This window comes from Streptomyces zhaozhouensis, from assembly GCF_900230195.1.
Lineage (GTDB): Bacteria > Actinomycetota > Actinomycetes > Streptomycetales > Streptomycetaceae > Streptomyces > Streptomyces zhaozhouensis.
In genome coordinates this window covers 92,444-116,375 of record NZ_OCNE01000014.1, presented here as the reverse complement: position 1 = coordinate 116,375, position 23,932 = coordinate 92,444, and the positions used below count along the sequence as shown (strand labels likewise).

The following is a 23,932-nucleotide window of genomic DNA, read 5'->3' as shown; positions in this document are numbered from 1 at the left end:
GCTCGCGACGGGGTCGGACGACGACGGTGCCGCACCCGGTCGGGTGAGGGGCCGTCCGAGGCCCGGTGGGCCTGGGTGGGAGCCCGTCAGGGCAGGGGCGGGAGGTCCTGCGGGTGGAGGACGGTCAGTTCCTCCGTGCTGGGGTCGGGCAGCCGCGCCACGCGGCCCGCGTGGCGTTCCACCATCGCCTCGAACGTCTGCCGCGCCGTGCGTCCGTTGCCGAAGCTCGGCCCCCGGTCCATCGCCGTGAAGTGCTTCAGCAGCGCGTCCTCCGTGCCCTCGCCGAGGTCGTACTCGTGCTCGCCGGACTGCTGGCGGACGATGTTCAGCAGCTCCTCCGGCGCGTAGTCGCCGAACGCGATCGTGCGCGAGAAGCGGGAGGCGACACCCGGGTTGGTGGCCAGGAAGCGGGCCATCTCCTCGGTGTAGCCGGCGACGATCACCACCACGGCCTCGCGGTGGTCCTCCATCAGCTTCACCAGGGTGTCGATGGCCTCCCTGCCGAAGTCCCGGCCGCCGTCCTCGGGGGAGAGCGCGTACGCCTCGTCGATGAACAGCACCCCGCCGCGCGCCCGTTCGAAGACCTCCTGGGTGCGGATCGCGGTGGAGCCGATGTGCTCGCCCACCAGGTCGACCCGGGAGACCTCCACCAGGTGCCCGCGCTCCAGCACCCCGAGCGAGGCGAGGATCTCGCCGTAGAGGCGGGCCACGGTCGTCTTGCCGGTGCCGGGGGAGCCGGTGAAGACCAGGTGCCGGCGCACGGAGGCGGCCTTGAGGCCGGCGGCCACCCGGCGGCGGCCCACCTCGATCATGTCGATCAGCGCCCGCACCTCGCGCTTGACGCTGTGCAGGCCGACGAGATCGTCCAGTTCGGCCAACACCGTCTCGGAGGGCCGGTGTTCGGCCGGCTCCTCGCCGGCGGCCCCGGCGGCCGGCGCCGCCGCCGGCCTGGCGGCCGGCTTCGCGGCCGGCTCGGCTGGCGGCGGGACGGGCGCGGCGCTCTCCGTCGCCCTGACGGGCGCCGGCTTCGCGCCGGGCGCCACCGCCTCGTCGCTGTGGCAGTCGACCACCTCGGGCCCCTCCTGGGCGAAGACGTAGCCGCCCCGCGCGCAGCGCTCGGTGCGGCAGCGGTGCAACGCGGTGCGGCAGCCGTCCAGCACGTGGAACCCGTAGCCGCCGGAGTCCGTCACCCGGCAGCGGCTGAAGCGGCCCCGGCCGCCCGCGGAGACATAGACCCCGGCCTCCGCCGGGCCGATCACGCTGGTGTCGGAGACCTCGGGATCGGCGCCCTTGGTGACGATCAGACCGGTCCTGCTGCGCTCGATGGTGCAGCCGGTGACCGAGCCGCCGCTGCCGGCGTCCCGGAACCAGGCGCCGGTGCCGGCGCCCGAGATCCGGCAGTCGTCCAGCCGCGCGGTCGCGCCGTCGCTCACCGAGACCGCCGAGCCGCGCACGTCCTCCACCGTGCTGTCCACCACGTCGGCGCGTGACCCGGAGTCCAGGACGAACAGCGCGTCCGGCACCCGGCGCACCGTGCAGGACTCCAGCACGACGGTCGCCCCGTCACTCACCCAGACCGCCGGGTAGTCGCCGGTGGACTCGGCTATCTCGCAGTCGTGCACGTCCGCGTGGGTGCCCGGGTCCCAGGCCGAGACGCCGTTGCGGCCGAAGCGGGTCACCTCGGTGCGCATCAGCGTCAGCACCGAACGGGACCGCAGATCCAGGGCGTTCTCCGGGATGTCGGTCAACCGGCTGTCGGCGAGGGTCAGTACGGCGTCGGTCTCCAGGGTGATCCCGTCGCCGGTCGTTCCCGACACCTGACACTCCGTCAGGTGGGCGGTGGCGCGCTCGGCCAGCCGCACCCCGACGCCCTTCACCTGTTCGAGCACGCAGCCGAGCGCGTCCACCGCGCTGCCCTCGCCGGTCACCGAGAGCCCCGCGCCCGTCGCCCGCTCCACCCGGCAGCGCTCCAGCCGCAGATGGGCGGCGCCGGACACCGCGATGCCCGCCTGGCCCGACTCGGTGACATGGCACTCCTCGAAGAGCCCGCCGGCCTGGTCGCTCACGTTGATGCCCACGCCCGTCGCGTTCGCGACCACGCAGCCGCGCACCGTCGGGCGGGCGCCGGCCCGCACCTCGACGCCGGCCGCCGAGGCGGTCCGCACCCGCAGCCCCGAGAGCTCCGGTGTGCTGCTCTCCACCAGCACGGCGGGCACGGTCGTGTCCTGGCCCTCAAGCAGCAACTCCCGCACGGTCGCGGAGCCGCGCACCGTCAGCGGAACGCCCTCGACGGGTGCGATCCGCGCGGGGCCGTCCCGGTCGTCCTGGGGGCCGCGTATCGTCACCGCCTGCTCGATCACCAGGTTCTCGCGGTAGGTGCCGGGGCCGAGCAGCAGCACGTCGCCGTCGGCGGCGGCGGCCAGGGCCTCGGCGACCGTGGCGTAGACGGCCGTCCGCCGCCGCCAGCGTGCAGTTCCGGTGTGCGTCACCTGGACCGAGCCCTTAGCCATGGACTGATGTGCCCCAACCTCGTGCGAAATCGAAAGACGCCTCATCGCGCGCGTCCGGCCGCTCCACCGTAGCGCGCCGTGAACCGGACGTAATGACAGGCGAGTTCGGACAGGGCGCTGGTCGAACGCCAGGCGCACGTGCCCCGGCGCGTGGTCACCGCGTCCGAGCGCCCCCACCCTAGTGCCTGGTGGGGGCCGTTCGGGCATCGGTCTGCGAGCCGGTCAGCGCCCTCCTCCCGGGCCGGCGAGCGAGGCGTGCCCCGTCTCCGGCGGCCGCCCTTCCGCCGGATCGTGAATCCGGGCGAGCTACCCATCAATTCGTCCTGCGAAGCGGGGAGTTGGCGCCACTTTTGAGTGATTGCGGCGACTTGGGAAATGCGCCTAGTTTCTTGGCCGGCCCTGCTCCCCAGGGCATTCAACTGGCCGCCGGACAACCGCAGATGGGGCACTCTTCGCATGACAACCTCCCTTGAGGGCGCGCTCGACCCGACGCCCGAGAACCAGGCCGGAACCACGGACCCGGCGCCTCGGCTCAGCCTCGACACGGCGGCCGCGCGCAACCTGGCGACGACCACCAAGACCCCGCCGCAGATGCAGGCGATCACCTCGCGCTGGCTGCTGAAGGTGCTGCCCTGGACACAGGTCTCGGGCGGCACGTTCCGGGTCAACCGCCGGCTGACCCACACGCTCGGCAACGGCCGGGTCGAGTTCTATGCCACCGGCTCCGAGGTCTCCGTCATCCCCGCCGAGCTGACCGAGCTCCCCGGCCTGGCGGGCTTCGACGACCAGGCGACCCTCCAGGCGCTGGCCGAGGCGTGTGTGCAGCGGGACTTCGTCCCCGGCGAGGTGCTGCTGCGCGAGGGCGAGGCGGCCGACCGCGTGGTGCTGATCGCGCACGGCAAGCTCAGCAGGCGCGGGCACGGCGCCTACGACAACGAGACCGAGTTCGACGTGCTGGCGGACGGCGACTTCTTCGCCGCCGACGCGCTCACCGCAGCCGAGCCGGGCGCCTACGAGAACGGTCTGACCGCGCTGACCAGCGGCACCGTGCTCACCCTCGCCCGAGCCGACTTCGACCGGATCGCCGAGAACTCCGAGGCGCTGACCGCCCACCTGGCCGCCGCCCGCTCCCGGGTCCCCGGCCAGCGCAACGCCAGCGGTGAGTCGGAGATCGCGCTGGCCGCCGGCCACGTCGGCGAACCGGCGCTGCCTGGCACCTTCGCCGACTACGAACTCACCCCGCGCGAGTACGAGTTGAGCGTGGCGCAGACCGTGCTGCGGGTGCACTCGCGGGTCGCGGATCTGTACAACGAGCCGATGAACCAGGTCGAGGAGCAACTCCGCCTCACCGTTGAGGCGTTGCGCGAGCGCCAGGAGCACGAGCTGGTCAACAACCCGGACTTCGGCCTGCTGCACAACGCGGACCCGCGCCAGCGCCTGCACACCCGCTCCGGTCCGCCCACGCCGGACGACATGGACGAGCTGCTGGCCGCCGTCTGGAAGGAGCCCAGCGTCCTGCTGGCCCACCCGCGCGCCATCGCCGCGTTCGGGCGGGAGTGCAACGCCCGGGGCGTCTACCCGGCGCCCGCCGAGTTCGGCGGCCACTCGGTCGCCGCCTGGCGCGGGGTGCCGCTGCTGCCCTGTGACAAGATCCCGATCAGCAAGACCGGCACCAGCTCGGTGCTGGCCATGCGCACCGGTCTGGAGCGACAGGGCGTCGTCGGACTGCACCGCACCGGAATTCCCGACGAATACCAGCCCAGCCTCTCCGTGCGCTTCATGGGCATCAGCGAGCAGGCCATCATTTCCTATCTGGTGAGCGCCTACTATTCCGTGGCCGTTCTCGTGCCCGACGCGCTCGGCGTTCTCCAGGACGTCGAAATCGGCCACTGAGAACCGGCCAGCCGCTGGTCCCCCTCACTGGTAACCGACCACCGGTCACCTTCACTGGTAACCGACCACTGGTAACCAACCACTGGCGACCGGCAACTGGTCAAGGAACCACCGCTCGGCACGGGGCCGTTCGGCCCGCCGAGCGGTGCGGGCCACGCCACGCGGAAACGGTTCCGCGCTCCGCGCGGCCGTCCGCCGGGCGCACCGCGGCGCCCGGGCCCGCGCGCACCCCACGGCGGGCGCGCCCCGCCCGCCGTTCCCCGCAGGACAGCCGCCGCCGCGCCACCTCCGCCGCGCGGCGGCGGCCCCACCCCGCCCCGCCGCCCGGCGGCGGCCCATCCGAAAGGCGCCCGTGAACGCCCCCACCCCGACCACAGAACCCGAGGTCACACCGGCGCCCACCGCGCTCGGCACCGAGGCGGCCGGCCGGCTCGCCAGCACCCTCAAGACCCCACCGCAGAACCAGGGCACCTCGCCCCGCTGGCTGCTGCGGACCCTGCCGTGGACCGAGGTCTCGGGCGGCACCTTCCGCGTCAACCGCCGGCTGACACACACCCTCGGCGACGGCCGGGTCGAGTTCCACGCCACCGGCTCCGACATCCGTGTCATCCCCGCCGAGCTCCGCGAACTCCCGGCCCTCGCCGGGCTGGACGACCCCGAGACGCTGGCCGCGCTCGCCGACCGCTGCGTGCGGCGCGACCACCGTGCCGGTGAGACCCTCGCCGAGGCCGGCGCGCCGGTGACCGAGGTGCTGCTGATCGCCCACGGCAAGGTGCGCCAGTCGGTGCCGGGCGCCTTCGACGACCAGGCCGCCCTCGCCACGCTCGCCGGGGGCGCGTTCGCCGGCGCCCAGGCGCTCGCCGGCGAGCCCGGCACCTGGCCGCACACCCTGCGCACCACCACCCGCTGCACCGTCCTCGCCCTCCCGCTGGCCGCCGTCGCCGAGGTGGCCGAGAACGCCCCCGCACTCGCCGCCCACCTCGCGCGGGAGGCCGAGCGCCCGGCCCCCGCCGCCAACCGGCGCGGCGAGGCCGACATCGCGCTGGCCGCCGGCCACATCGGTGAGCCGAGGCTGCCCGGCACCTTCGTGGAGTACGAACTGGCTCCGCGTGAGTACGAGTTGAGCGTGGCGCAGACCGTGCTGCGGGTGCACTCGCGGGTCGCGGATCTGTACAACGAGCCGATGAACCAGGTCGAGGAGCAACTCCGCCTGACCGTCGACGCCCTGAGGGAGCGTCAGGAACACGAACTGGTCAACAACCCGGACTTCGGCCTGCTGCACAACGTCGACCCGCGCCAGCGCCTGCACACCCGCTCCGGTCCGCCCACCCCCGACGACCTGGACGCACTGGTCACCCGCCGCCGCGACACCCGGCTGCTGCTGGCCCACCCCCGCACCATCGCGGCGATCGGACGCGCCTGCACGGCCCGCGGCCTCTACCCGGCGACCACCGAGGTCGAGGGCACCCCCGTCCACGCCTGGCGCGGCATCCCCCTGCTGCCGTGCGACAAGATCCCGATCTCCCCGGAGCGCACCAGCTCCGTGCTGGCCCTGCGCACCGGCTTCGAACGCCAGGGCGTCGTCGGCCTGCGCCAGACGGGCCTGCCCGACGCACACGAACCGGGCCTGAACGTCCGCTTCATGGGCGTGGACGAACACGCCGTGCTCTCCTACCTCGTCAGCGCGTACCACTCCGTGGCCGTGCTGGTCCCCGACGCCCTCGGAGTGCTGGAGGACGTCGAGCTGTGACGTGCGCCCGCCGGGGCGGGCGCCGCGCTCCCTCGCGTGGTGTCCCCCCGTCTCACTCCGACCAGTAGCCGGGCGCCGGCGCCTGCTGCGTCTGCGGGTACGGCGCGGCGCCCGGGTAGCCGCCGGGGCGCGGCGCCGCGGGGCGCATCGGCTGCGGGGCGGGCCGCATCTGCTGCGGCGCCGCCGGCCTGGCCTGCTGCGGCGAGGGCGCCTGCGGGGCCGCCGGCGCCGGGTAGGGGCGGCCGCCCTGCTGGGGCTGCGGCACATAGCCGCCGGGGCCGCCGCGGTACCCGCCGGGCGCGGGGGCGCCGAGCTGCTGCCCGCCGAACGACTGCTGCCCGCCGAACGACTGCCCGCCGCCGAGCTGCTGCCTGGCGGGCGCCGGCTGGTGCCCCTGGTAGCCGCCGCCGTGCTGCTGCGGGGGCGGGGGCGAGGCGGCCGAGGGGAGGGCCGGCAGGGCGGGCAGCGCCGGCTGGGGCGAGGGGGACTGGTACCCCATCGTGTCGTAAGCGGCCGGCACCCGGATGGGAGCGATCTGCGGGGTACCCCGCTCTGCCACCAGCCTGTCGTAGATCGGGGTGTCGGGGAAGGAGGAGTAGCCACCACCGTAGGGGCGCGGGAGGGTCATGCTCCATAAGTTAAGCCCACCATCGGGTCGTTGGGGAGACCGATCAGCCGCTCATTTGGCAGGCTGGAGCCCCCGCGCACCCGGCGATCCCGCCATATGCGGATAAAGCGGCGATCGGTGCCCTCATGATGTTGTTTCAGGGGTGCCCGAAAAACGACCCGGGAACCGGATGGCATAGTGAGTCGTTCCCAGCGCGAACAGGGGTACGCAGACGGGAACAGGCCCACCCGACGGAGGAACGCACGATGCTCAAAGGCTCTAATGTCCCGGTGTCCGCGCGAGCGGTCCGCGTCGAGATCGGCTGGAACACATCGGCCGGCGCACCGGACGTGGACGCCTCGGCGCTGCTTCTGAAGGACGGCCGGGTCCGCTCGGACGACGACTTCGTCTTCTACAACCAGGCGCGCCACGCCTCGGGCGCCGTGCGCCACGAGGGCAAGCAGCCCGCCGGTGCCACGGTCGTCGACCGGATCGGGGTCGACCTCGCCGACGTCGAGCAGGAGATCGAGAAGGTCGTCCTGGCCGCGTCCGCCGACGGCGGCACTTTCGGCCAGGTTCCAGGACTGCACATCCGGGTGCTCGACGCGGACAGCGGCGCGGAGGTGGCGCGCTTCGACAGCGAGGACGCCACCAGCGAGACCGCGTTCGTCGTCGGCGAGCTGTACCGGCGCCAGGGCGCGTGGAAGTTCCGCGCCGTCGGCCAGGGGTACGCCACCGGACTCGCCGGGCTCGCCACCGACTTCGGGATCAGCGTGGACGACGAGCCGGCGCCGGCCGCCGCGCCCACGCCGCCCCCCGCCCGGCCCGCGACGCCCCCGCCGCCCGCGCCGGCCCCGGTGACGCCCCCGGCGCCCGTGCAGACGCCGCCGGCCGCCTCGGGCGGCTCGCCGATCCGGCTGAGCAAGATCACGCTCACCAAGGACGCCCCGGCGATCTCGCTCGCCAAGCAGGGCGCCACCAGCGGCCAGCTCCGGGTCAACCTCAACTGGCAGCAGCGCAGCGCCGGCGCCGCCCCCAAGCAGTCCAAGTGGAAGGACCGCATCGCCAAGGCCATGGGCGGCGGCCTCGACCTGGACCTGTGCGCGCTCTTCGAGCTGTCCGACGGTCGCAAGGGCGTCATCCAGGCCCTGGGCAACGCGTTCGGCTCGCTCCACCAGCCGCCCTACATGCACCTGGACGGGGACGACCGCACCGGCGCCGTCTCCTCCGGGGAGAACCTGACGGTCAACCTCGACCACGCCAAGGAGCTGCGCCGGGTCGTCCTCTTCGTGACGATCTACTCGGGCGCCACCAGCTTCCAGGATCTCGACGCGACCGTCACCCTCACCCCCGAGCGCGGCGCGCCCGTCGAGTTCTTCCTCGACGAGTGCAACGTGCCCTCCCCGGTCTGCGTGCTCGCCACCCTCACCCAGCAGAACGGCGAGCTGGTCGTCAACCGCGAGGCGCGCTACCTGGTGCCGGACAAGGGCGTCAGCCCGCAGCGCACCGTGGACCACGCCTACGGCTTCGGGATGCAGTGGACGCCGGGCCGCAAGTGACCCGCCGGGCCGTGCGAGGAACGGCGCCCGAGCCCGCGTAGGCTGGGGTTTCGTGAGAATCGCACTGTTGGACTCGGGCATCGGCCTGCTGGCCGCGGCCGCCGAGACTCGGCGGCTGCGGCCCGACGCGGACCTGGTGCTCTCCGGGGACCCGGACCACATGCCCTGGGGCCCGCTCACCCCGGCACGGATCGTGGAGCGCGCCACCGCGTGCGCGCGCTCCGCGCTCACCGAGCGGCCCGACGCCCTGATCGTGGCGTGCAACACGGCCACCGTGCACGCGCTTCCCGCGCTCCGCGCCGAGTTGGAGCCAGGACTGCCGGTCATCGGCACCGTGCCGGCCATCAAGCCGGCCGCCGTCGCCGGCGGCCCGTTCGCCGTCTGGGCCACCCCCGCCACCACCGGCAGCGCCTACCAGCGCGGCCTGCTGGCCGAGTTCGCCGGCTCCACGCCCGCCGCCGAGGTGCCCTGCCACGGACTCGCCGACGCGGTCGAACGCGGCGACGCCGCCGCCGTCAGCGCCGCCGTCAAGGCCGCCGCCGGGCTGACCCCGCCGGAGACCGCCACCGTGGTGCTCGGCTGCACCCACTACGAGCTGGTCGCCGACGAGATCTCCCGCCAGCTCACCGCGCTCACCGGACGGCGCGTCACGCTGCACGGCTCGGCCGCCGCCGTCGCCGCCCAGACCCTGCGCCGGCTCGGCGCCCGCCCCGCCCCCAGCGCCCCGGCCACCGGCACGCTCACGGTGCTGGCCAACGGCCGCCGCGTCCCGCTCCCCGAGCCGGCCCTGCGCTACGCCGAGGGCCGCTCGCTGCTGACCGACCCACCGCCCGCCGACCCGACCTGAGGTATCCATGGCCACCCCCGACTTCATCCGCGACCTGCGCACCTCCATCGGCCACCAACTGCTCTTCCTGCCCGGTGTGACCAGCGTGGTGCGCGACGACCGGGGCCGGGTGCTCCTGGTGCGCCGCGCGGACGACGGGCGGTGGACGCTCATCGGCGGGATCCCCGAGCCGGGGGAGCAGCCGGCGGTCACGGCGGTCCGCGAGGTCGAGGAGGAGACGGCGGTGCGCTGCGTCGTCGAACGGGTGCTGGCCGTCGAGACCCTGTCGCCGACCCACTACCCCAACGGCGACGTGTGCCAGTTCCTCGACGTCAGCCTCGCCTGCCGGGCGGTCGGCGGCGAGGCCAGGGTCAACGACGACGAGTCCGTCGAGGTCGGCTGGTTCGCCCCCGACGCGCTGCCGCCGCTCTCCGCGCACGCGCGGGAGCGCATCAGGCTCGCCGGCTCCGACGAGCCGACCCGCTTCGTCCAGCCCGAGGACTCCCGCCCCGAGGCGGCCCCGCCGGCCGGCGCTCAGCCCTTGCGGTAGTCCCACGCCTCGGCCGCCGCCGCCTCGACCGCGTCCAGGTCGGCGCCGGTCGACGCCGTCACCACGGCCGCCACCGCGCCCTCCAGCAGCGGCGCGTCGACCAGCCGCGTGCCGGGCGGCAGCGTGTCGCCCTCGGCCAGCAGCGCCTTGACCGTCAGCACCGCGCTGCCGAGGTCGACCAGCACCGCGACACCGGCGCCGCCGTCGGCCCGCGCCGCGGCCTCGGCGATCCGCTCCGCGCTGGTGCCGAGCCCGCCGTCCGGCGCGCCGCCGGCGGGCTCCACCGGCGCCAGCGGGCCCCCGCCGGCCAGGCCGCGCGCCAGCTCGGCGACCGAGACCGCGACCTCGGCGCTGTGCGAGACCAGCACCACGCCGACCACCCCGGCCGTCACCTGGACACCTGGAAGAGCGCCCCGAGCAGCAGCGCCGCCGAGGCGGCCCCCGGGTCCTCGTGCCCGACGCTGCGCTCGCCCAGATAGCTGGCCCTGCCCTTGTGCGCCCGCAGCGGGATCGTCGCCTTCGCGCCGGCCTCGGCGGCGCGCGCCGCGGCCGCGTAGTCCGGCAGCTCGGCCACCGCGGGCAGCAGCGCGTCCAGCATCGTCTTGTCGCCCAGCGCCGCGCCGCCCAGCTGGGCCACCGCGTCCACGCCGGCCTCCAACGCCTCCTTCAGCTCCGCGTCGGTGACCCGCTCCGCCTCGCCCAGCGCCTTCCCCGCCCGGCGCAGCAGCGTCCCGAAGAGCGGCCCCGAGGCGCCGCCGACGGTCGAGACCAGCGTCCTGCCGGCCAGCAGCAGCACCCCGCCGGTCGCCTCCTGCCGCTCCTTCTCCAGGCCCGCCACCACGGCGGTGAAGCCGCGCCGCATGTTGTTCCCGTGGTCCGCGTCGCCGATCGCCGAGTCCAGCTCGGTGAGCCGGTCGGCCTCCGCCCTGACCGCGTCGGCCGAGGCGGTCAGCCACGCCGCGACGAAGGCGGCGTCACGTTCCGTCGTCTGCCCTGCCACGTCCGACTCCTCTCAACGACCCCGGCGCAGCCCCGGTGTGGAGACGGGAGCGTCCCACAACCGCAGCAGCTCGTCATCCACCTGGCACAGCGAGACCGAGCAGCCGGCCATGTCGAGGGAGGTCACGTAGTCGCCGACGAGGCTACGCGCCGGCGTGATCCCGCGCGCGCCGAGCGCCCTGACGACCTCGGCGTGGAAGCCGTAGAGCTCAAGCAGCGGCGTGCCGCCCATGCCGTTGGTCAGGCACAGCAGCGGGCCCGTCGGCCCGGGGCCGTAGTCCGCCAGCAGCGCGTCCACGGTCAGGTCGGCGATCTCCGCCGCGCCGAGCATCGCCCGGCGCTCCCGCCCCGGCTCGCCGTGGATGCCGATCCCCAGCTCCAGCTGGTCGGGCGGCAGGTCGAACGTCGGGCTGCCCTTGGCGGGTGTCGTCGGGCCGTGCAGCGCGACGCCGAAGCTGCGGGAGCCCTCCGCCGCCCGGCGGGCGACCTCGGCGACCACCGCGAGCGGCGCGCCCTCCTGCGCGGCGGCGCCGGCCAGCTTCTCGACGAAGAGGGTCCCGCCGGTGCCCCGGCGGCCGGCCGTGAACGTGCTGTCGGTGACGGCCACGTCGTCCTGGACCACCACCTTGGCGACCTCGATGCCCTCGTCCTCGACCAGCTCGGCCGCCATGTCGAAGTTCAGCACGTCACCGGTGTAGTTCTTCACGATCAGCAGCACCCCGGCGCCGCCGTGCACCGCGGCCGCGGCCTGGGTCATCTGGTCGGGCACCGGGCTCGTGAAGACCTCGCCGCAGCAGGCGGCGTCCAGCATCCCGTACCCGACGAACCCGGCGTGCAGCGGCTCGTGGCCGGAACCGCCCCCGGAGACCAGCCCCACCTTGCCCTCGACCGGCGCGTCCCCCCGCACCACCAGCCGCCGGTCGACGTCGACCCGGAGCTCCGGATGCGCCGCCGCCATTCCGCGCAGCGCGTCGGCGACCACCCGCTCCGCTCCGTTGATCAGCATCTTCATCGCTGCCTCCTCGTGGCTGAGCGCGTGACCGGCCCCCGCAGTATCGACGCTGAGGGGGGCGTGGTCACGTAGGAAAGCGCCCCGGGTGTGCGGGTCGCGCCCTCCGCTCCGGTCGGGCTGACGGCCCATCGTTGCCCCCGCCCGACCTCCGACGCAACGGTCGGACGCCGGAACCGCTCGGCCCGTTCCCCCGGGGGCGTCCTCTCTGCCACGCTCTCGCCGTGGAGACCGAAGCGCACATCGAAGCCCTGCGGCGCGCCGGCGACGCGCTGCTCGCCGTGACCGCCGGAACCCCCTGGTCGGCCGAGGTGCCCAGCTGCCCCGGGTGGCGGCTGCGCGACCTCGTGCGCCACCAGGGCACCGTGCACCGCTGGGCCGAACGGATCGTGCGCGAGCGGCTGGCGGAACGGGCCCCGTTCCCGGAGGCCGAGCCGTCCGAGGCCGCGCTGAGCGGCTGGTTCGCCGAGGGGCTCGACGCGTTGGAGGCGACGCTGCGCGCCGCGCGCGACGACCTGGACTGCTTCGTCTTCCTGCCCGGCGCGTCCGACGCCCGCGCGTTCTGGGCCCGGCGCCAGGCCCACGAGACAACCGTGCACCTGATGGACGCCCAGCTCGCCGCGGGACGACCGCTGTCTGGCGTGCCGGCCGCGTTGGCGCTGGACGGGATCGACGAGTTGCTCACCGGCTTCCACGCCCGCGCGCGCTCCCGCGTCCGCGCCCCCGAGCCGCTGGTGCTCGCCGTCCACGCCGACGAGGGCGGCCGGTGGACGACGCGGCTGACCGAGGAACCGCCGCGGACCGCGCGGGAGGCCGCCGCCCGCTTCGACTGCCGGATCAGCGGCCCGGCCGCCGCGCTGTACGCGACCCTGTGGAACCGCGCCGACCACCGGGACGGCACGCTGCGTCTGGAGGGCGACGCCCGCGTCATGGAGCTCTGGCGGGCGCGCGCCACCGTCTGACGCCCACCGGCCGACGCACCCCGGGGGACCGCGTCGCGGCCCCCGCCGGCCCCGGAGCCGCATCTCATCCGGAGAGCCGGAAAAGAGGGGAACATGTGCGCGATGGGTTGTTTTTGGCGAAGCGCCAGTTATGCACGATAGCGTCCGGCTGGGCCGGTTGCGTGGGCCCGTGCATCACCCGTTGACTCACCCTCCGTGGAGCACCCATGGCCACCCTCCTCTACCGGCTCGGTCGCGGCGCCTTCCGGCGCCGACGGCTCGTCGCCTCGCTCTGGCTCGGCGCGTTGGCCGCCCTGCTGGCGGTGAGCGGCGCGCTGGGCAGCGCGCTCGACGACGAGTTCACCATTCCCGGCTCCGAGTCCCAGCAGGCGCTGGACACCCTCCGCGACGTGCTGCCGCCTGCCGGCGGCACCACGGGGCAGCTGCTCTTCACCACCCCCGACGGCAGCCCCGTCACCGACGAGAAGTGGGCCGAGCCCATCGCCCGCTCCCTCGCCGAGGCCGCGCGGGCGCCCGAGGTCTCGGCCGTCGTCCCGCCCGAGGAGGTCGGCACCTACTCGCCCGACGGGCGCACCGCCCTGGCCACCGTGCGGTACCCCGAGACCGCCTTCCAGCTCGCCCCCGGCACCACCGAGGCGCTGGAGGAGACCGTCGAACCGGCGCGCGACGCCGGGCTGCGCGTCCACGTCGGCGGCCAGGCGTTCTCCCCGACCGGTGTCCAGATGAGCGCCAAGGAACTCGTCGGCGTCCTCGTCGCCCTCGTCGTCCTGGTGATCACCTTCGGCTCGCTGCTCGCCGCCGGGATGCCCCTGCTCTCCGCCCTCGTCGGCGTCGGCACCGCCGTCGGCGGGCTGCTCGTCGGCGGCCACCTCTTCACGCTCTCCTCGACCGCCGTCACCCTCGCCGTGATGCTCGGCCTGGCCGTCGGCATCGACTACGCCCTGTTCATCCTCTCCCGCCACCGCTCCCAACTCGCCCACGGCATGGACCCCGAGGAGTCCGCCGGCCGCGCCCTGGGCACCGCGGGCAGCGCCGTGGTCTTCGCCGGGCTCACCGTCGTCGTCGCCCTCTGCGGGCTGTCCGTGGTCGGCATCCCGTTCCTCACCGTGATGGGCCTCGGCGGCGCCGCCACCGTCGTGGTCGCCGTGCTCGTCGCCGTCACCCTGCTGCCCGCGCTGCTCGGCTTCGCCGGCGAGCGGCTGCGCCCCGCCCCCGGCTCCCGCGCCGCCCGCCGCGACCGGCCCGCCGCCCAGGGCGCCCCCGCCGCCACCCTCGGCGCCCGCTGGGTCCGCGCCGTCACCCGCCGGCCCCTGCTCACCGTCCTCGCCCTCGTCGTCGGCCTGCTGGTCGTCGCCCTGCCCGCCCGCGAGCTGCGGCTCGCCCTCCCGGACAACGGCTCCGCGCCCGTCGGCAGCACGGAGCGCGAGACCTACGACGCCATCAGCGACACCTTCGGCCCCGGGCTCAACGGGCCGCTGCTGATCCTCGCCGACACCACCGACGTCGAGGGCGACCCCGCCGGCGCGCTGGAGACGGTCACCGGCCAACTGGACGGCCTGCCCGGCATGGCCGAGGTCGCCCCGCCGCGCCCCACCGAGAGCGAGACCGACTGGCTGATCGAGGCCGTTCCCACCACGGGCCCCGACCAGGAGGGCACCGAGCGCCTGGTCCACACCATCCGCGACTGGTCACGCGACCACGCCGCCGACACCGGCGTCACCCTCGCCGTCACCGGCAACACGGCCGTCGCGGTCGACGTCTCCCGGCAACTCAGCGACTCCCTGGTCCCGTTCGGCGCCGTGGTGGTGGGCCTCGGGCTGCTGATCCTGCTGCTGGTCTTCCGCTCCCTGGTGGTCCCGCTCAAGGCCACCCTCGGCTTCCTGCTGTCGGTGGCCGCCGCGTTCGGCGCCGTGGTCGCGGTCTTCGAATGGGGCTGGCTCGCCGGCCTCCTGGACGTCTCCCGCACCGGCCCCGTCGTCAGCTTCCTGCCGATCATCCTCATGGGCGTGCTCTTCGGACTCGCCATGGACTACGAGGTGTTCGTCGTCTCCCGCATCCACGAGCGGCACGCCCACGGCGCCGACCCGACGGCCTCGGTCAGGGAGGGCGCGCCGCTGGCGTTCCGGGTGGTGACGGCCGCCGCGCTGATCATGTTCGCCGTGTTCGCCAGCTTCGTGACCATGGAGGACGCCATCGTCAAACCCATCGCGTTCGGCCTGGCGGTCGGGGTGCTGGTCGACGCGTTCCTCGTGCGGCTTACCCTGGTGCCCGCCGTGCTGGTTCTCGTCGGGCGCGCCGGCTGGTGGCTGCCCGGCTGGCTGGGGCGGCGGCTGCCGCACGTCGACGTCGAGGGCCGCGGCCTGCCCGCCACCGACGCCCACGACACGCCCGAGCCGGTGCGACGGCCGCACACCCGCGTGTGACGCCGCGCCCCGGCGTCAACGGACGCCGCGCATCCGCCCGTTCCACCTCTTTCCCGCCACTTGGCATAGGAACGTCCCGCGCGGGACGCCATACTGGTGCCCAGGGCGGACAACGGGTCGACGACGGGGGGTGGGTACCGGACGATGGCGGATGGCGTGCTGCTGCATGGCCGCTACCAGCTGCTCGAACTCATCGGGCGCGGCGGCATGGGGGAGGTCTGGCGTGCCAGGGACGAGGCGCTCGGGCGCCGGGTCGCGGTCAAGTGCCTGAAGCCGCTGGGCGGTCAGCAGGAGGAGTCGTTCCTGCGCGTCCTGCGCGAGCGCTTCCGGAGGGAGGCCCGGGTCGCCGCCGGGCTGCAACACCGGGGCATCACCGTGGTCCACGACTTCGGCGAGTCCGACGGCGTGCTCTACCTGGTGATGGAGCTGCTGGAGGGCAGGAACCTCAGCGAGCTGCTCCAGGCGGCGGGCCCGGGGCCGCTCTCCGTCGGCGAGGTCATCGACATCGCCGAGCAGGTCGCGGCGGCGCTCGCCTACACCCACGAGCAGGGCATCGTCCACCGCGACCTCAAACCGGCCAACATCATGCGGCTCACCGACGGCACGGTGAAGATCTGCGACTTCGGTATCGCCAGGCTGGCCCAGGGCATCGGCCTGTCCACCAAGCTGACCAGCGCCGGAATGGCCATGGGCACCCCGCACTACATGTCGCCCGAGCAGATCGCCGGCGTCAACGTGGACGCCCGCAGCGACCTCTACTCGCTGGGCTGCGTCCTCTACGAGATCGCCACCGGAGCGCCCCCGTTCGACCTCGGCGACCCCTGGGCCATCCTCATCGGTCACCGCGACACCCCGCCGGAGCCGCCCCGGGCGCTGCGGCCCGAGCTGACCGAGGGGCTGGAGCGCTTCATCCTGGCGCTGCTCGCCAAGGACCCGGACGAACGCCCCGACGACGCGGCCCGGATGCTGCGGGAACTGCTGGGCCAGCCCACCCCCGCGGCGACCGGCACCCAACTGGTGCCCCGCGTCCGGCGCGAGCCCGCCCGGCTCCCCGAGTGGACCAGGGGGATGCGCGTCGGCTCGCGCGCCAGCGGCTCCTGGTCGCTGCGGCTGGCCCCGCCGGACCGGTCCGCCGGGCTGACCGGCCAGTGGACGGGGATGACCGCCACCGTGCTGGCCCACCCCACCACCGTCCGGCGCGGCCCCTCGCCCGAGCATCTGGCCGTCCTCGCCAGCCGCCACCGCGCCGGCCTCAGCCTGGGCCGTCTCGGGCGCTGGGAAGAGGCCCACGAGGTGCACAGCGCCGTCGCCGAGCTGCGCCGCGAGGCCCTGGGCGAGCTGCACGAGGAGACGCTGACCAGCCGCTTCGAGGCGGCCTACGCCCTGGCGCGGCTGCGTCGTTGGGAGGAGGCGCTGGCCGGGCTGCGCGACACGGCGGAGGCCCGGGTGCAGGTGCTGGGCGCCGAACACCAGGACACGCTGGAGGTCGTCTACGAGGTGGGCATCTGCCTCGGCCGCCTCGGCCGCCCGGCGGAGGCGCTGCCGCTCTACGAGGTGCTGATCGAGGCGTACACCCGCACCCGGGGCCCCGACCACCCCGAGACGCTGCGCGCCCGCCACGGCCGCGGCATGACGCTGGGGCGGCTGGGCCGTTGGGAGGAGGCGCTGGCCGAGGCGGTCGAGGTGCACCGGGCCAGGACCGCCGCGTTGGGCGCCGAGCATCCGCACACGCTGGTCAGCGAGCGGGAGATCGCGGTGGCGCTGGGCTGGTTGGGCCGCTGGGAGGAGGCGCTTGAGCGCTTCCACCGGGTGCGTCTGGTGCGCGAGCACGTGCTGGGCGCCAGCCACCCGGACGCGCTGATCAGCCGCAACGACGAGGCGCTCTGCCTCGAACAGCTGGGCCGCGGCGCGGAGGCGGTCGAGCTCTACCGCCAGGTCGCGACCCTGCGCGCGGAGGACGCGGACACGGCCTGACCCCCTCGGCGGGCGCGGGGCGCCGCGCGGGCAGCCGTTCCCGACGCGCGTCGAACCTCGCCCCGGCGGTGGCCGGGACCGTGGTCGCCCGCGCGGGTCTCCTCCCGCGACCTGGCTGCCTTCGAACGGTCGTCACCGACGTACGATGGCCCCCATGTCCTTCCTCCGCCGCCGCAACGCAGCATCGCCCGCCGGGCCCGACTTCGACGTGCTGGCCATGGACCCGGGGGACTGGCCCGGGGTGCTCGGCGCCGGTCTGCTGCCCGCGCCGGACGGCAGCTGCCAGGGCGTCGTGCTCCGGTACGACCTCTTCGGCGGGCGGGGCCCGGCCATGGTGATCGGCAACCTTCCCGAGGGCTCCCCGGCCAGGGAACGCGCCGACGACGAGGCGCCGTTCGAGGTCCACCAGCTGATGTCGGCGCTGGAGATGAACGAGGAGGTCACCTGCACGGGCACCGAGGAGGTCCCCGTGATGCACGACGGGAACCTGCTGATCGTCCGCCGGGTGCTGTGCAGTGAGGGCCGGGTGGCCTGCGTGCAGTTCGACCGCAGCGACGGCGTGCTGGTGACCATCGCCAGCTGGGAGCGGCCGATCACCGACGAGCTTTACCAGTTGTTGAAACCGCTGCCCGCGGAGATGTTCCAGCGCTGAACCGCGCCCGCCCCACGACGGGTGGTCAACGGGTGGTCGACTCGCGCACCACCAGACGGTGCGGCCCCGTGAAGCTCCGGGCCTCGCCCGCCGGACGGCGGCCCGCGATCCGTTCGGTCAGCATCTCCAGCGCCGCCCCGACCATCTCGGTGTGGCCGGGGGCCACGGTGGTCAACGAGGGCACCGCGTAGGCGGCCTGCGGGATGTCGTCGAAGCCGGCCACCAGCACGTCGTCCGGCACGGACAGCCCCGCGTCCCGCAGCCCGCGCACCACCCCGAGCGCCAGCGAGTCCGTGAGACAGACGGCGCCGTCGAACGGGACGCCGCCGTCCCGCAGTCGACGCACCGCCTCGGCCCCGCCCGCCGTGGTGAACGCGCAGCCGGCGAGCAGCGCGTCGTCGCGCGCCACCCCGGCGTCGGCGAGCGCCGCCAGATAGCCGGCGGTGCGCAGCGTCGCCGCGCCGCTCTCGCCCTCCGCCCGCCCGCCGATCGCCGCGATCCGGCGGCAGCCGCGCTCCAGCAGGTGGCGGGTGGCGTCCCCGGCCCCCTCGAAGTTGGCCATGCCGACGTGGTCCACGTGCGCGCCCCGGAACCGTTCGCCCAGCGTGACCACGGGGAAGTCGGCGAAGAGCGCGCCGCCGTCCTCCTCGCCGAGTTCGACGGTGGCCATGATCAGCCCGTCGTAGGTCCGCAGCCGGGAGTGGGCCAGCGCCTCCGTCTCGCCCTCCCGCGAGGCGCCGGTCTGCTCGACCGCCACCCGGTACCCGAGGCTCCGCGCCCCCGCGATCACCTGCGCGGCGAGATGCCCGTAGTAGGGCTGGTCGACGCCGGGGATGGCCAGGCCGATCACCCCGGTGGTGCCCGAACGCAGGTGGCGGGCCGCGAAGTTCATCCGGTAGCCGAGCCGGTCGACCGCCTCCGTCACCCGTCGCCTGGTCTCCTCGCTGACGTGGGGGTGGCCGTTGATGACGTTGGAGACCGTCATCGCCGAGACCCCGGCGGCCCGTGCCACGTCGCTCATCGTCACCACGAGACGGCCACCTCCTCGGCCCCGGGCCGGGCACCCGCCGGCCTCGCCCGGCAACGATACCCAGGGCCGGCGGCGGGCCTTCCCGGGTGCGGGGCCGGCCGCTCAACCACCCCCGTCCCGGGCCGCGGCGAGCTCCTCGAGGGCGCTGGGCAGCGTGGTCTCGAAGTCCAACAGCTTGGCCCACTCCGGGGTGACCGCGATCCGCGTCATCCGTCGGTACAGGGCGCGCGCCTCGGCCGCGAACGCGGCCCGCTCCCCGGCACCCGCGGGGGCGCTCGCGTCGAGGAACTCCTCCGGCACCCCCTCGACCGTCCCCAGCCGCGCCGTGCCCCGCACCAGCAGCGCGCGCGGCGGAAAGCCCTCGGTGTCCAGGGTGAGGGCCACCTGCGGCCGGGCCTCAAGGGCCCGCACCTTCGGGGCGCCGGGGGCGGTGAACATCAGGAAGCCGGCGCCGTCCCAGTGGTGACCGATCGGGACCACCCGGGGCGTGCCGTCCCGCGCGACATAGGCGAGCCGCGCGGGCGCCCGGGAGGTGAGAAGTGCGCGCGCGAGGGGGCGGGAGAGGACCTCCCGCACGTCGTCGGGTCGCATGGCGCGCACCGCCCTACGCCCGGCGGCCGGGGCCGTCGGCCAGGGCATCGGTGAGGACGTCGAGGGCGGAGGACCAGCCGTCGTACACGGAGTCGTCCCCCGGCCGCCCCGGCACTCCCCGGAGGCGGAAGGTCATCCCGGTCCTGTCGCCGAGGTCCTCGAGGTCCACCGTGACGACGGGGGAGTCCTCGGCCGCCGCCTCCGGGTGGCCCCAGGTGAAGACCAGGCGCTCGGGGGCGGCGATCTCCAGATAGACCCCGCCGGTGGGGGTGCGTTCCCCGGTGTCGTCGGAGACCATCACGTACGCGTAGCGGCCGCCGACCCGCAGATCCGCGCGGAGGTGCTCGCGCGGTGAGGTCATCCCCCGGGGGTGGAACCACCGGGCCATCTCGTCGGGTTCGGTCCACGCCCGCCACACGAGGTCGCGGGGGGCGTCCAGCACCCGGGTGAGCGTGAAGCCCGGCGTCTCGCCGTTCGGCCGCGTGTCTCGGTTCATCGGTCCGTCTCTTCCCTGTCGCGCTGTTCCTCCGCCGTCCCGGTGGCCCGCTCGCGCCGCATCTCCCGCAGCCGGTCCTCCAGGTTGTCGAAGCTCTGCTCCCACACGGTCCGTTGCCGGTCCAGCCACGCGGACACCTCGTCGAGCGGCTCGGTGCGCAGCGCGCACGTCCGCCACTGCGCCCTGCGGCCGCGCACCACGAGCCCCGCCGTCTCCAGGACCTTGAGGTGCTGCGAGACGGCCGGCCTGCTGATCCGCAGCGGCTCCGCCAACTCCCCGGCGGTGACCGGGCCGTGGCTCAGCCGCGCCAGCATCGCGCGCCGGCGCGGGTCGGCGAGGGCGCCGAAGACGAGATCGAGAGTCCGGGAGGTGTCCTGCATTTCTGGATCTCCTTAATTAAGCAACAACGCAAATATAGCGAGGCGTGAGGGCGGCGTCAACGACTCCGCCCGTCCGGTGCCGCCCCTTGACGCCTCGAAGGTGCCATGCCAGTTTTTATCGATACAAGACGTCGACCAGCGACGCGGCCCAGCGACGACCGAGGAGCATCCGCATGTCCGGCAGCAGCGGCAGGGCGATCATCAACCTGGACATCGAGGGGCCGGTCATCAGCCGCCATCTCTACGGCCACTTCGCCGAGCACCTCGGGCGCTGTGTCTACGGCGGCCTGTGGGTGGGGGAGGACTCGCCGATACCGAACGAGGGGGGTCTGCGCCTGGACGTCGTCGAGGCGCTGCGCGCGCTGGACATCCCCAACCTGCGCTGGCCGGGCGGCTGTTTCGCCGACGAGTACCACTGGAAGGACGGCATCGGCCCGCGCGAGGACCGCCCCCGGATGGTCAACACCCACTGGGGGAACGTGGAGGAGAACAACCACTTCGGCACCCACGAGTTCCTGGCGCTCTGCGAACTCCTGGGTGCCGAGCCCTACATCAGCGGCAACGTCGGCAGCGGCACCGTGCGGGAGATGAGCGAGTGGGTGGAGTACCTCACGCGCGACGGGGACAGCCCGATGGTGGCGCTGCGCAGGGCCAACGGCCGCGAGGAGCCGTGGCGCGTGCGGTTCTGGGGCCTGGGCAACGAGGCCTGGGGCTGCGGCGGCAACATGCGTGCCGACTACTACGCGGACCTGGCGCGCCAGTACGCGACCTACTGCCGCGACCACGGCGACAACACGCTCTACCGGATCGCCGCCGGCGCCTCCGACGCCGACTACGCCTGGACCGAGACGCTGATGCGGCAGATCAGCTGCTTCGGCTGCGAGGCCACCCCGAAGAACTTCTTCCAGGCGCTCTCCGTGCACTACTACACCCTGACCGGCCCCTGGGAGGCGAAGGGCTCAGCGACGGAGTTCACCACCGAGGACTACTACCGCACCATGGCCGCCGCCGCGCGGATGGACCGGATCATCCAGGGCCACTCCACGGTGATGGACGCCTACGACCCCGCGCGCCGGGTCGGGCTGGTCGTCGACGAGTGGGGCACCTGGTTCGACGTCGAGCCCGGCACCAACCCGGGCTTTCTCTTCCAGCAGAACACGCTGCGCGACGCGTTGGTGGCCAGCACCCACTTCGACATCTTCCACCGGCACGCCGAGCGGCTGGCGATGGCCAACCTCGCCCAGACCGTCAACGTCCTCCAGTCGGTGCTGCTCACCGACGGTGACCGACTGGTCCGCACCCCGACCTACCACGTCTTCGAGATGAACAGGGGGCACCAGGACGCCACCTCGCTGCCCGTTCACCTGACCACCTCGGACGACGCCCGCCGTCCGGTCGGCGACGCCACGTTGACCACTCTCTCCGCCTCGGCCAGCGTCCGGGACGAGGCGGTGCTGGTCTCCCTGACCAATCTCGACGCCGACCGGCCGGCGGAGGTCACCCTGGACCTGCGCGGCGGGACCCTCGCCGAGCCGACCGCGCGCATCCTGACCGCCGACCGGCTCCAGGACCACAACACCCCGGAGCACAGCCCGGTCTCGGCGCGTCCGTTCACCGAACTGCGCGCGGAGAAGGGGACGTTGACGCTCACCCTGCCCCCGCACTCCTTCGTCACGGTGAGCGGACGGCGCGCCTGACAGCCCGTCAGGACGCCGGTCGGCTCAGGGAGAAGGGACGGGGGAGCGCCAACGCACCGTGTCGGAGGTGCCGTCGGGCCACTCGACCGTCGCCCGCCCGGGGGAGAGCAGGACCCGGGGCGGGACGGGCGGGTCGGGCTCGCGATGGACGCCGAGAAAGACGCCGACCGCGTGCAGCGGGCCGGTGGCCCGGTAGACCGGCGTCGCGCTGTGCGCGCCGAAGGCGTTGCGCCCCTCCTCCCGGTGCTCGGTGAGCGCGGCCGGTGCCTCGGTGAGCGCCGCCAGCGCACTGGTCAACCCGTCCTCTCTGGTCAACCACCTGGCCCTTGCGGTGGCCCCGCCGGAGGGCGGGGCGGGCGCGGCCAGCGCGTGGCCGCCGACGCTGACCAGTCGGTCGTCCCCGGCGACCTCCACGACCCGCACCTCCCAGGCGCCGTTGACCAGTGAGGCGGTCACCAACGGCGGGCCGGCCGGCCACCGTTCGCGGTCGGTGACGCCGGCCACCGGCCAGTGCGGGACATGCTCGGAGACGGCCGCCGGCGCCAGGACCTCCCGGCGGCGCAGCGGGCTGCGGTGGGAGAGCCGCCCCTCGGCGTCGACCAGCGCGACCCGGTTGTCGGGCCCCTGGTCAGCGCGGACGTCCCCGTCGCGGAAACCGGCCTCCGGGTCGTCGTGCCACGGGTCGGGCGGGCCGAGGTCGGGGCCCGCGTGGGTGGAGTAGGCCAGCCGCGCGTAGCTCGGGTCGTCGCGCGCCGGCCGGTCCGGCGGGGTGTGGTCGGTGCCGTGGTTGACCACCCGGATCACCCCGTCCGCCGCGGTGCCGGAGACCAGCCAGCCGGGCGGTCCCACGGTGCGGGTGAAGTCCCCGCGTTCGACCGGCAGTCGCTCCTCCGTCTCGGTCCAGACGGCGTGGTCGGGCGGCAGCAGCAGCCCGGAGAAGCCCTGGCTGGCCCAGTAGGGGGAGCCGGGCCCCGAGTAGCTCTGCCGCAGGGCGTCGAACCGCCCGTGCCAGCCGGCCGGCAGCAGCCCCCGCTCGTCGACCGCGCCCCGTTCGAGGAACGAGCGCAGCGTGCCGCTGGCGGCCCTGCGGGTCAGCCCGGGGGCCAGCGGGGTGGCGTCGAACAGCGCGCCGGCGAAGAGCGGCGCCGCCGTGGCGAACCGGTAGATCAGCGACCGTCCCTGGAAGAGCGGCGCGCCGTCGCCACCGATCAGATGGACGGCGTCGGCGAGGTGCAGGCGCAGCCGTTCCCGGTAGCGGTCGAGCAGCCCCGGCTCCGCCGCCGCGCCGGAGATCCGGCAGTACCAGAGCGGGAAGAGGTGCATCGCCCAGCCGTTGTAGTGGTCGAAGTTCCGGTGCCGGCCCGGGACGCGGCTGCCGTCGCTGTACCAGCCGTCGCCCGCGTACCACTCCTCCGTGCGCTCCACGGCCTCGGCGATGTCGGAGGCGGAGTGCGGGGCGCCCACCGAGCGGAGGAAGGCGGCGACCACGGCGCGGAACCACAGCCAGTTGTTCCGCGGCACGGGCGCCTCGGCGACGCCGGTGAGCCAGTCGACGGCGTGGCCCCTGGCCCGGTCGTCCAGCCGCTCCCACAGCCGCCCGCGTGACTCGTGCAGCGCGACGACCAGCGCGGCGGCCTCGACCCTGGCCTGCGGCAGCTCGGCGGGGTGCGGCCAGCGGCCCGGCGCCCCGGGGTCGGCGCCGTGCGCCAGCCCCGCGGCGTAGGGCGCCAGCAGCCGCTCGGCGTGTCGCGCCGGGGCGTGCGCGGCGCGGAAGGCGGCCAGCAGAAAGGTGCGGGCGTATGCCTCCAGGGCGTCGCTGGCCGGCCCCGATCCGCTGGCCGGGCCCGGGAGTCGGTAACCGGCGCCGCCGTGCACGGCGAACGGGGCGAGGGCCCCCAGCAGCCGGTCGGCGGTCTCCTCCCAGTGCCCTCGGTCCATGCCCGTCAGCGGGGAGGAGGGCGACGCGGGGTCGCGGGGGGCGTGGTTCACGACAGCTCCTTGGGAGGCGGTGCGCTCCGCACTGT

20 protein-coding genes are annotated in these 23,932 nt (G+C 74.6%); 10 read left to right on the top strand and 10 right to left on the bottom strand.

The window, feature by feature from the left end; translation table 11 throughout:
* Positions 1–86: 86 nt before the first annotated feature.
* Positions 87–2,510, bottom strand: a complete 2,424-nt coding sequence (locus CRP51_RS19460; RefSeq protein WP_097232550.1) for a right-handed parallel beta-helix repeat-containing protein — start codon at positions 2,508–2,510, stop codon at positions 87–89.
* A 456-nt stretch (positions 2,511–2,966) separates the two neighbouring features.
* Between CRP51_RS19460 and CRP51_RS19455 the strand changes: the two genes are divergently transcribed.
* Positions 2,967–4,403, top strand: coding sequence for a family 2B encapsulin nanocompartment shell protein (locus CRP51_RS19455; RefSeq protein ID WP_097232549.1), 1,437 nt, complete (start codon positions 2,967–2,969; stop codon positions 4,401–4,403).
* Between the two features lie 352 nt (positions 4,404–4,755).
* Positions 4,756–6,153: a family 2B encapsulin nanocompartment shell protein gene (locus CRP51_RS19450; RefSeq protein ID WP_097232548.1), complete on the top strand. Its 1,398-nt coding sequence runs from the start codon at positions 4,756–4,758 to the stop codon at positions 6,151–6,153.
* Between the two features lie 52 nt (positions 6,154–6,205).
* Here CRP51_RS19450 and CRP51_RS19445 read toward each other — a convergent pair whose 3' ends face one another.
* On the bottom strand, positions 6,206–6,781 hold the full coding sequence (locus tag CRP51_RS19445) for a DUF6643 family protein (protein ID WP_097232547.1): 576 nt from the start codon (positions 6,779–6,781) through the stop codon (positions 6,206–6,208).
* A gap of 245 nt (positions 6,782–7,026) precedes the next feature.
* Here CRP51_RS19445 and CRP51_RS19440 point away from each other — a divergent pair, with 245 nt between their 5' ends.
* The 3 genes from CRP51_RS19440 to CRP51_RS19430 are packed head-to-tail and all read left to right on the top strand — an operon-like array spanning position 7,027 to position 9,695.
* Positions 7,027–8,319, top strand: coding sequence for a TerD family protein (locus CRP51_RS19440; protein WP_097232546.1), 1,293 nt, complete (start codon positions 7,027–7,029; stop codon positions 8,317–8,319).
* A gap of 52 nt (positions 8,320–8,371) precedes the next feature.
* Positions 8,372–9,166: a glutamate racemase gene (locus CRP51_RS19435; RefSeq protein WP_097232545.1), complete on the top strand. Its 795-nt coding sequence runs from the start codon at positions 8,372–8,374 to the stop codon at positions 9,164–9,166.
* A 7-nt stretch (positions 9,167–9,173) separates the two neighbouring features.
* Positions 9,174–9,695, top strand: a complete 522-nt coding sequence (locus CRP51_RS19430) for an NUDIX hydrolase (protein ID WP_097232544.1) — start codon at positions 9,174–9,176, stop codon at positions 9,693–9,695.
* On the opposite strand, the gene CRP51_RS19425 is transcribed toward CRP51_RS19430, so the two are convergent.
* Genes CRP51_RS19425 through dhaK form a run of 3 tightly spaced genes read right to left on the bottom strand, consistent with a single transcriptional unit; the run spans position 9,680 to position 11,706 of the window.
* Positions 9,680–10,087, bottom strand: coding sequence for a PTS-dependent dihydroxyacetone kinase phosphotransferase subunit DhaM (locus CRP51_RS19425; RefSeq protein ID WP_097232543.1), 408 nt, complete (start codon positions 10,085–10,087; stop codon positions 9,680–9,682). The genes CRP51_RS19430 and CRP51_RS19425 overlap by 16 nt on opposite strands.
* Positions 10,084–10,695, bottom strand: a complete 612-nt coding sequence (dhaL, locus tag CRP51_RS19420) for a dihydroxyacetone kinase subunit DhaL (protein WP_097232542.1) — start codon at positions 10,693–10,695, stop codon at positions 10,084–10,086. Before dhaL ends, CRP51_RS19425 begins: the two co-directional genes overlap by 4 nt.
* Before the next feature lie 12 nt (positions 10,696–10,707).
* A complete protein-coding gene (dhaK, locus tag CRP51_RS19415) occupies positions 10,708–11,706 on the bottom strand; it encodes a dihydroxyacetone kinase subunit DhaK (RefSeq protein WP_097232541.1) in 999 nt (332 codons plus the stop codon).
* Positions 11,707–11,927: 221 nt separating this feature from the next.
* Between dhaK and CRP51_RS19410 the strand changes: the two genes are divergently transcribed.
* The 4 genes from CRP51_RS19410 to CRP51_RS19395 all read left to right on the top strand — a co-directional run bounded on the left by CRP51_RS19410 (position 11,928) and on the right by CRP51_RS19395 (position 17,714).
* Entirely contained in the window at positions 11,928–12,665 is a 738-nt protein-coding gene (locus tag CRP51_RS19410; RefSeq protein ID WP_097232540.1) for a maleylpyruvate isomerase family mycothiol-dependent enzyme, read from the top strand.
* A 206-nt stretch (positions 12,666–12,871) separates the two neighbouring features.
* Complete coding sequence (locus CRP51_RS19405) at positions 12,872–15,088, top strand: MMPL family transporter (RefSeq protein WP_097232539.1); 2,217 nt, start codon at positions 12,872–12,874, stop codon at positions 15,086–15,088.
* A 144-nt stretch (positions 15,089–15,232) separates the two neighbouring features.
* Complete coding sequence (locus tag CRP51_RS19400; protein WP_097232538.1) at positions 15,233–17,062, top strand: serine/threonine-protein kinase; 1,830 nt, start codon at positions 15,233–15,235, stop codon at positions 17,060–17,062.
* Positions 17,063–17,216: 154 nt separating this feature from the next.
* Positions 17,217–17,714 carry a hypothetical protein gene (locus tag CRP51_RS19395; RefSeq protein ID WP_097232537.1) on the top strand — a complete coding sequence of 166 codons (498 nt, stop codon included), beginning with the start codon at positions 17,217–17,219 and terminating at the stop codon, positions 17,712–17,714.
* 25 nt (positions 17,715–17,739) lie between these two features.
* On the opposite strand, the gene CRP51_RS19390 is transcribed toward CRP51_RS19395, so the two are convergent.
* The 4 genes from CRP51_RS19390 to CRP51_RS19375 all read right to left on the bottom strand — a co-directional run bounded on the left by CRP51_RS19390 (position 17,740) and on the right by CRP51_RS19375 (position 20,211).
* Positions 17,740–18,735: a LacI family DNA-binding transcriptional regulator gene (locus CRP51_RS19390; protein WP_097232591.1), complete on the bottom strand. Its 996-nt coding sequence runs from the start codon at positions 18,733–18,735 to the stop codon at positions 17,740–17,742.
* A 111-nt stretch (positions 18,736–18,846) separates the two neighbouring features.
* Positions 18,847–19,335, bottom strand: coding sequence for a pyridoxamine 5'-phosphate oxidase family protein (locus CRP51_RS19385; RefSeq protein ID WP_097232590.1), 489 nt, complete (start codon positions 19,333–19,335; stop codon positions 18,847–18,849).
* A 13-nt stretch (positions 19,336–19,348) separates the two neighbouring features.
* Positions 19,349–19,831: an SRPBCC family protein gene (locus CRP51_RS19380; protein ID WP_097232536.1), complete on the bottom strand. Its 483-nt coding sequence runs from the start codon at positions 19,829–19,831 to the stop codon at positions 19,349–19,351.
* Positions 19,828–20,211, bottom strand: coding sequence for an ArsR/SmtB family transcription factor (locus CRP51_RS19375; RefSeq protein WP_097232535.1), 384 nt, complete (start codon positions 20,209–20,211; stop codon positions 19,828–19,830). The genes CRP51_RS19380 and CRP51_RS19375 overlap by 4 nt, the downstream gene beginning before the upstream one ends.
* A gap of 173 nt (positions 20,212–20,384) precedes the next feature.
* Between CRP51_RS19375 and CRP51_RS19370 the strand changes: the two genes are divergently transcribed.
* Positions 20,385–21,908, top strand: coding sequence for an alpha-N-arabinofuranosidase (locus CRP51_RS19370; protein WP_097232534.1), 1,524 nt, complete (start codon positions 20,385–20,387; stop codon positions 21,906–21,908).
* Between the two features lie 24 nt (positions 21,909–21,932).
* On the opposite strand, the gene CRP51_RS19365 is transcribed toward CRP51_RS19370, so the two are convergent.
* Positions 21,933–23,897 carry a DUF2264 domain-containing protein gene (locus CRP51_RS19365; RefSeq protein WP_245880680.1) on the bottom strand — a complete coding sequence of 655 codons (1,965 nt, stop codon included), beginning with the start codon at positions 23,895–23,897 and terminating at the stop codon, positions 21,933–21,935.
* Between the last annotated feature and the right edge of the window lie 35 nt (positions 23,898–23,932).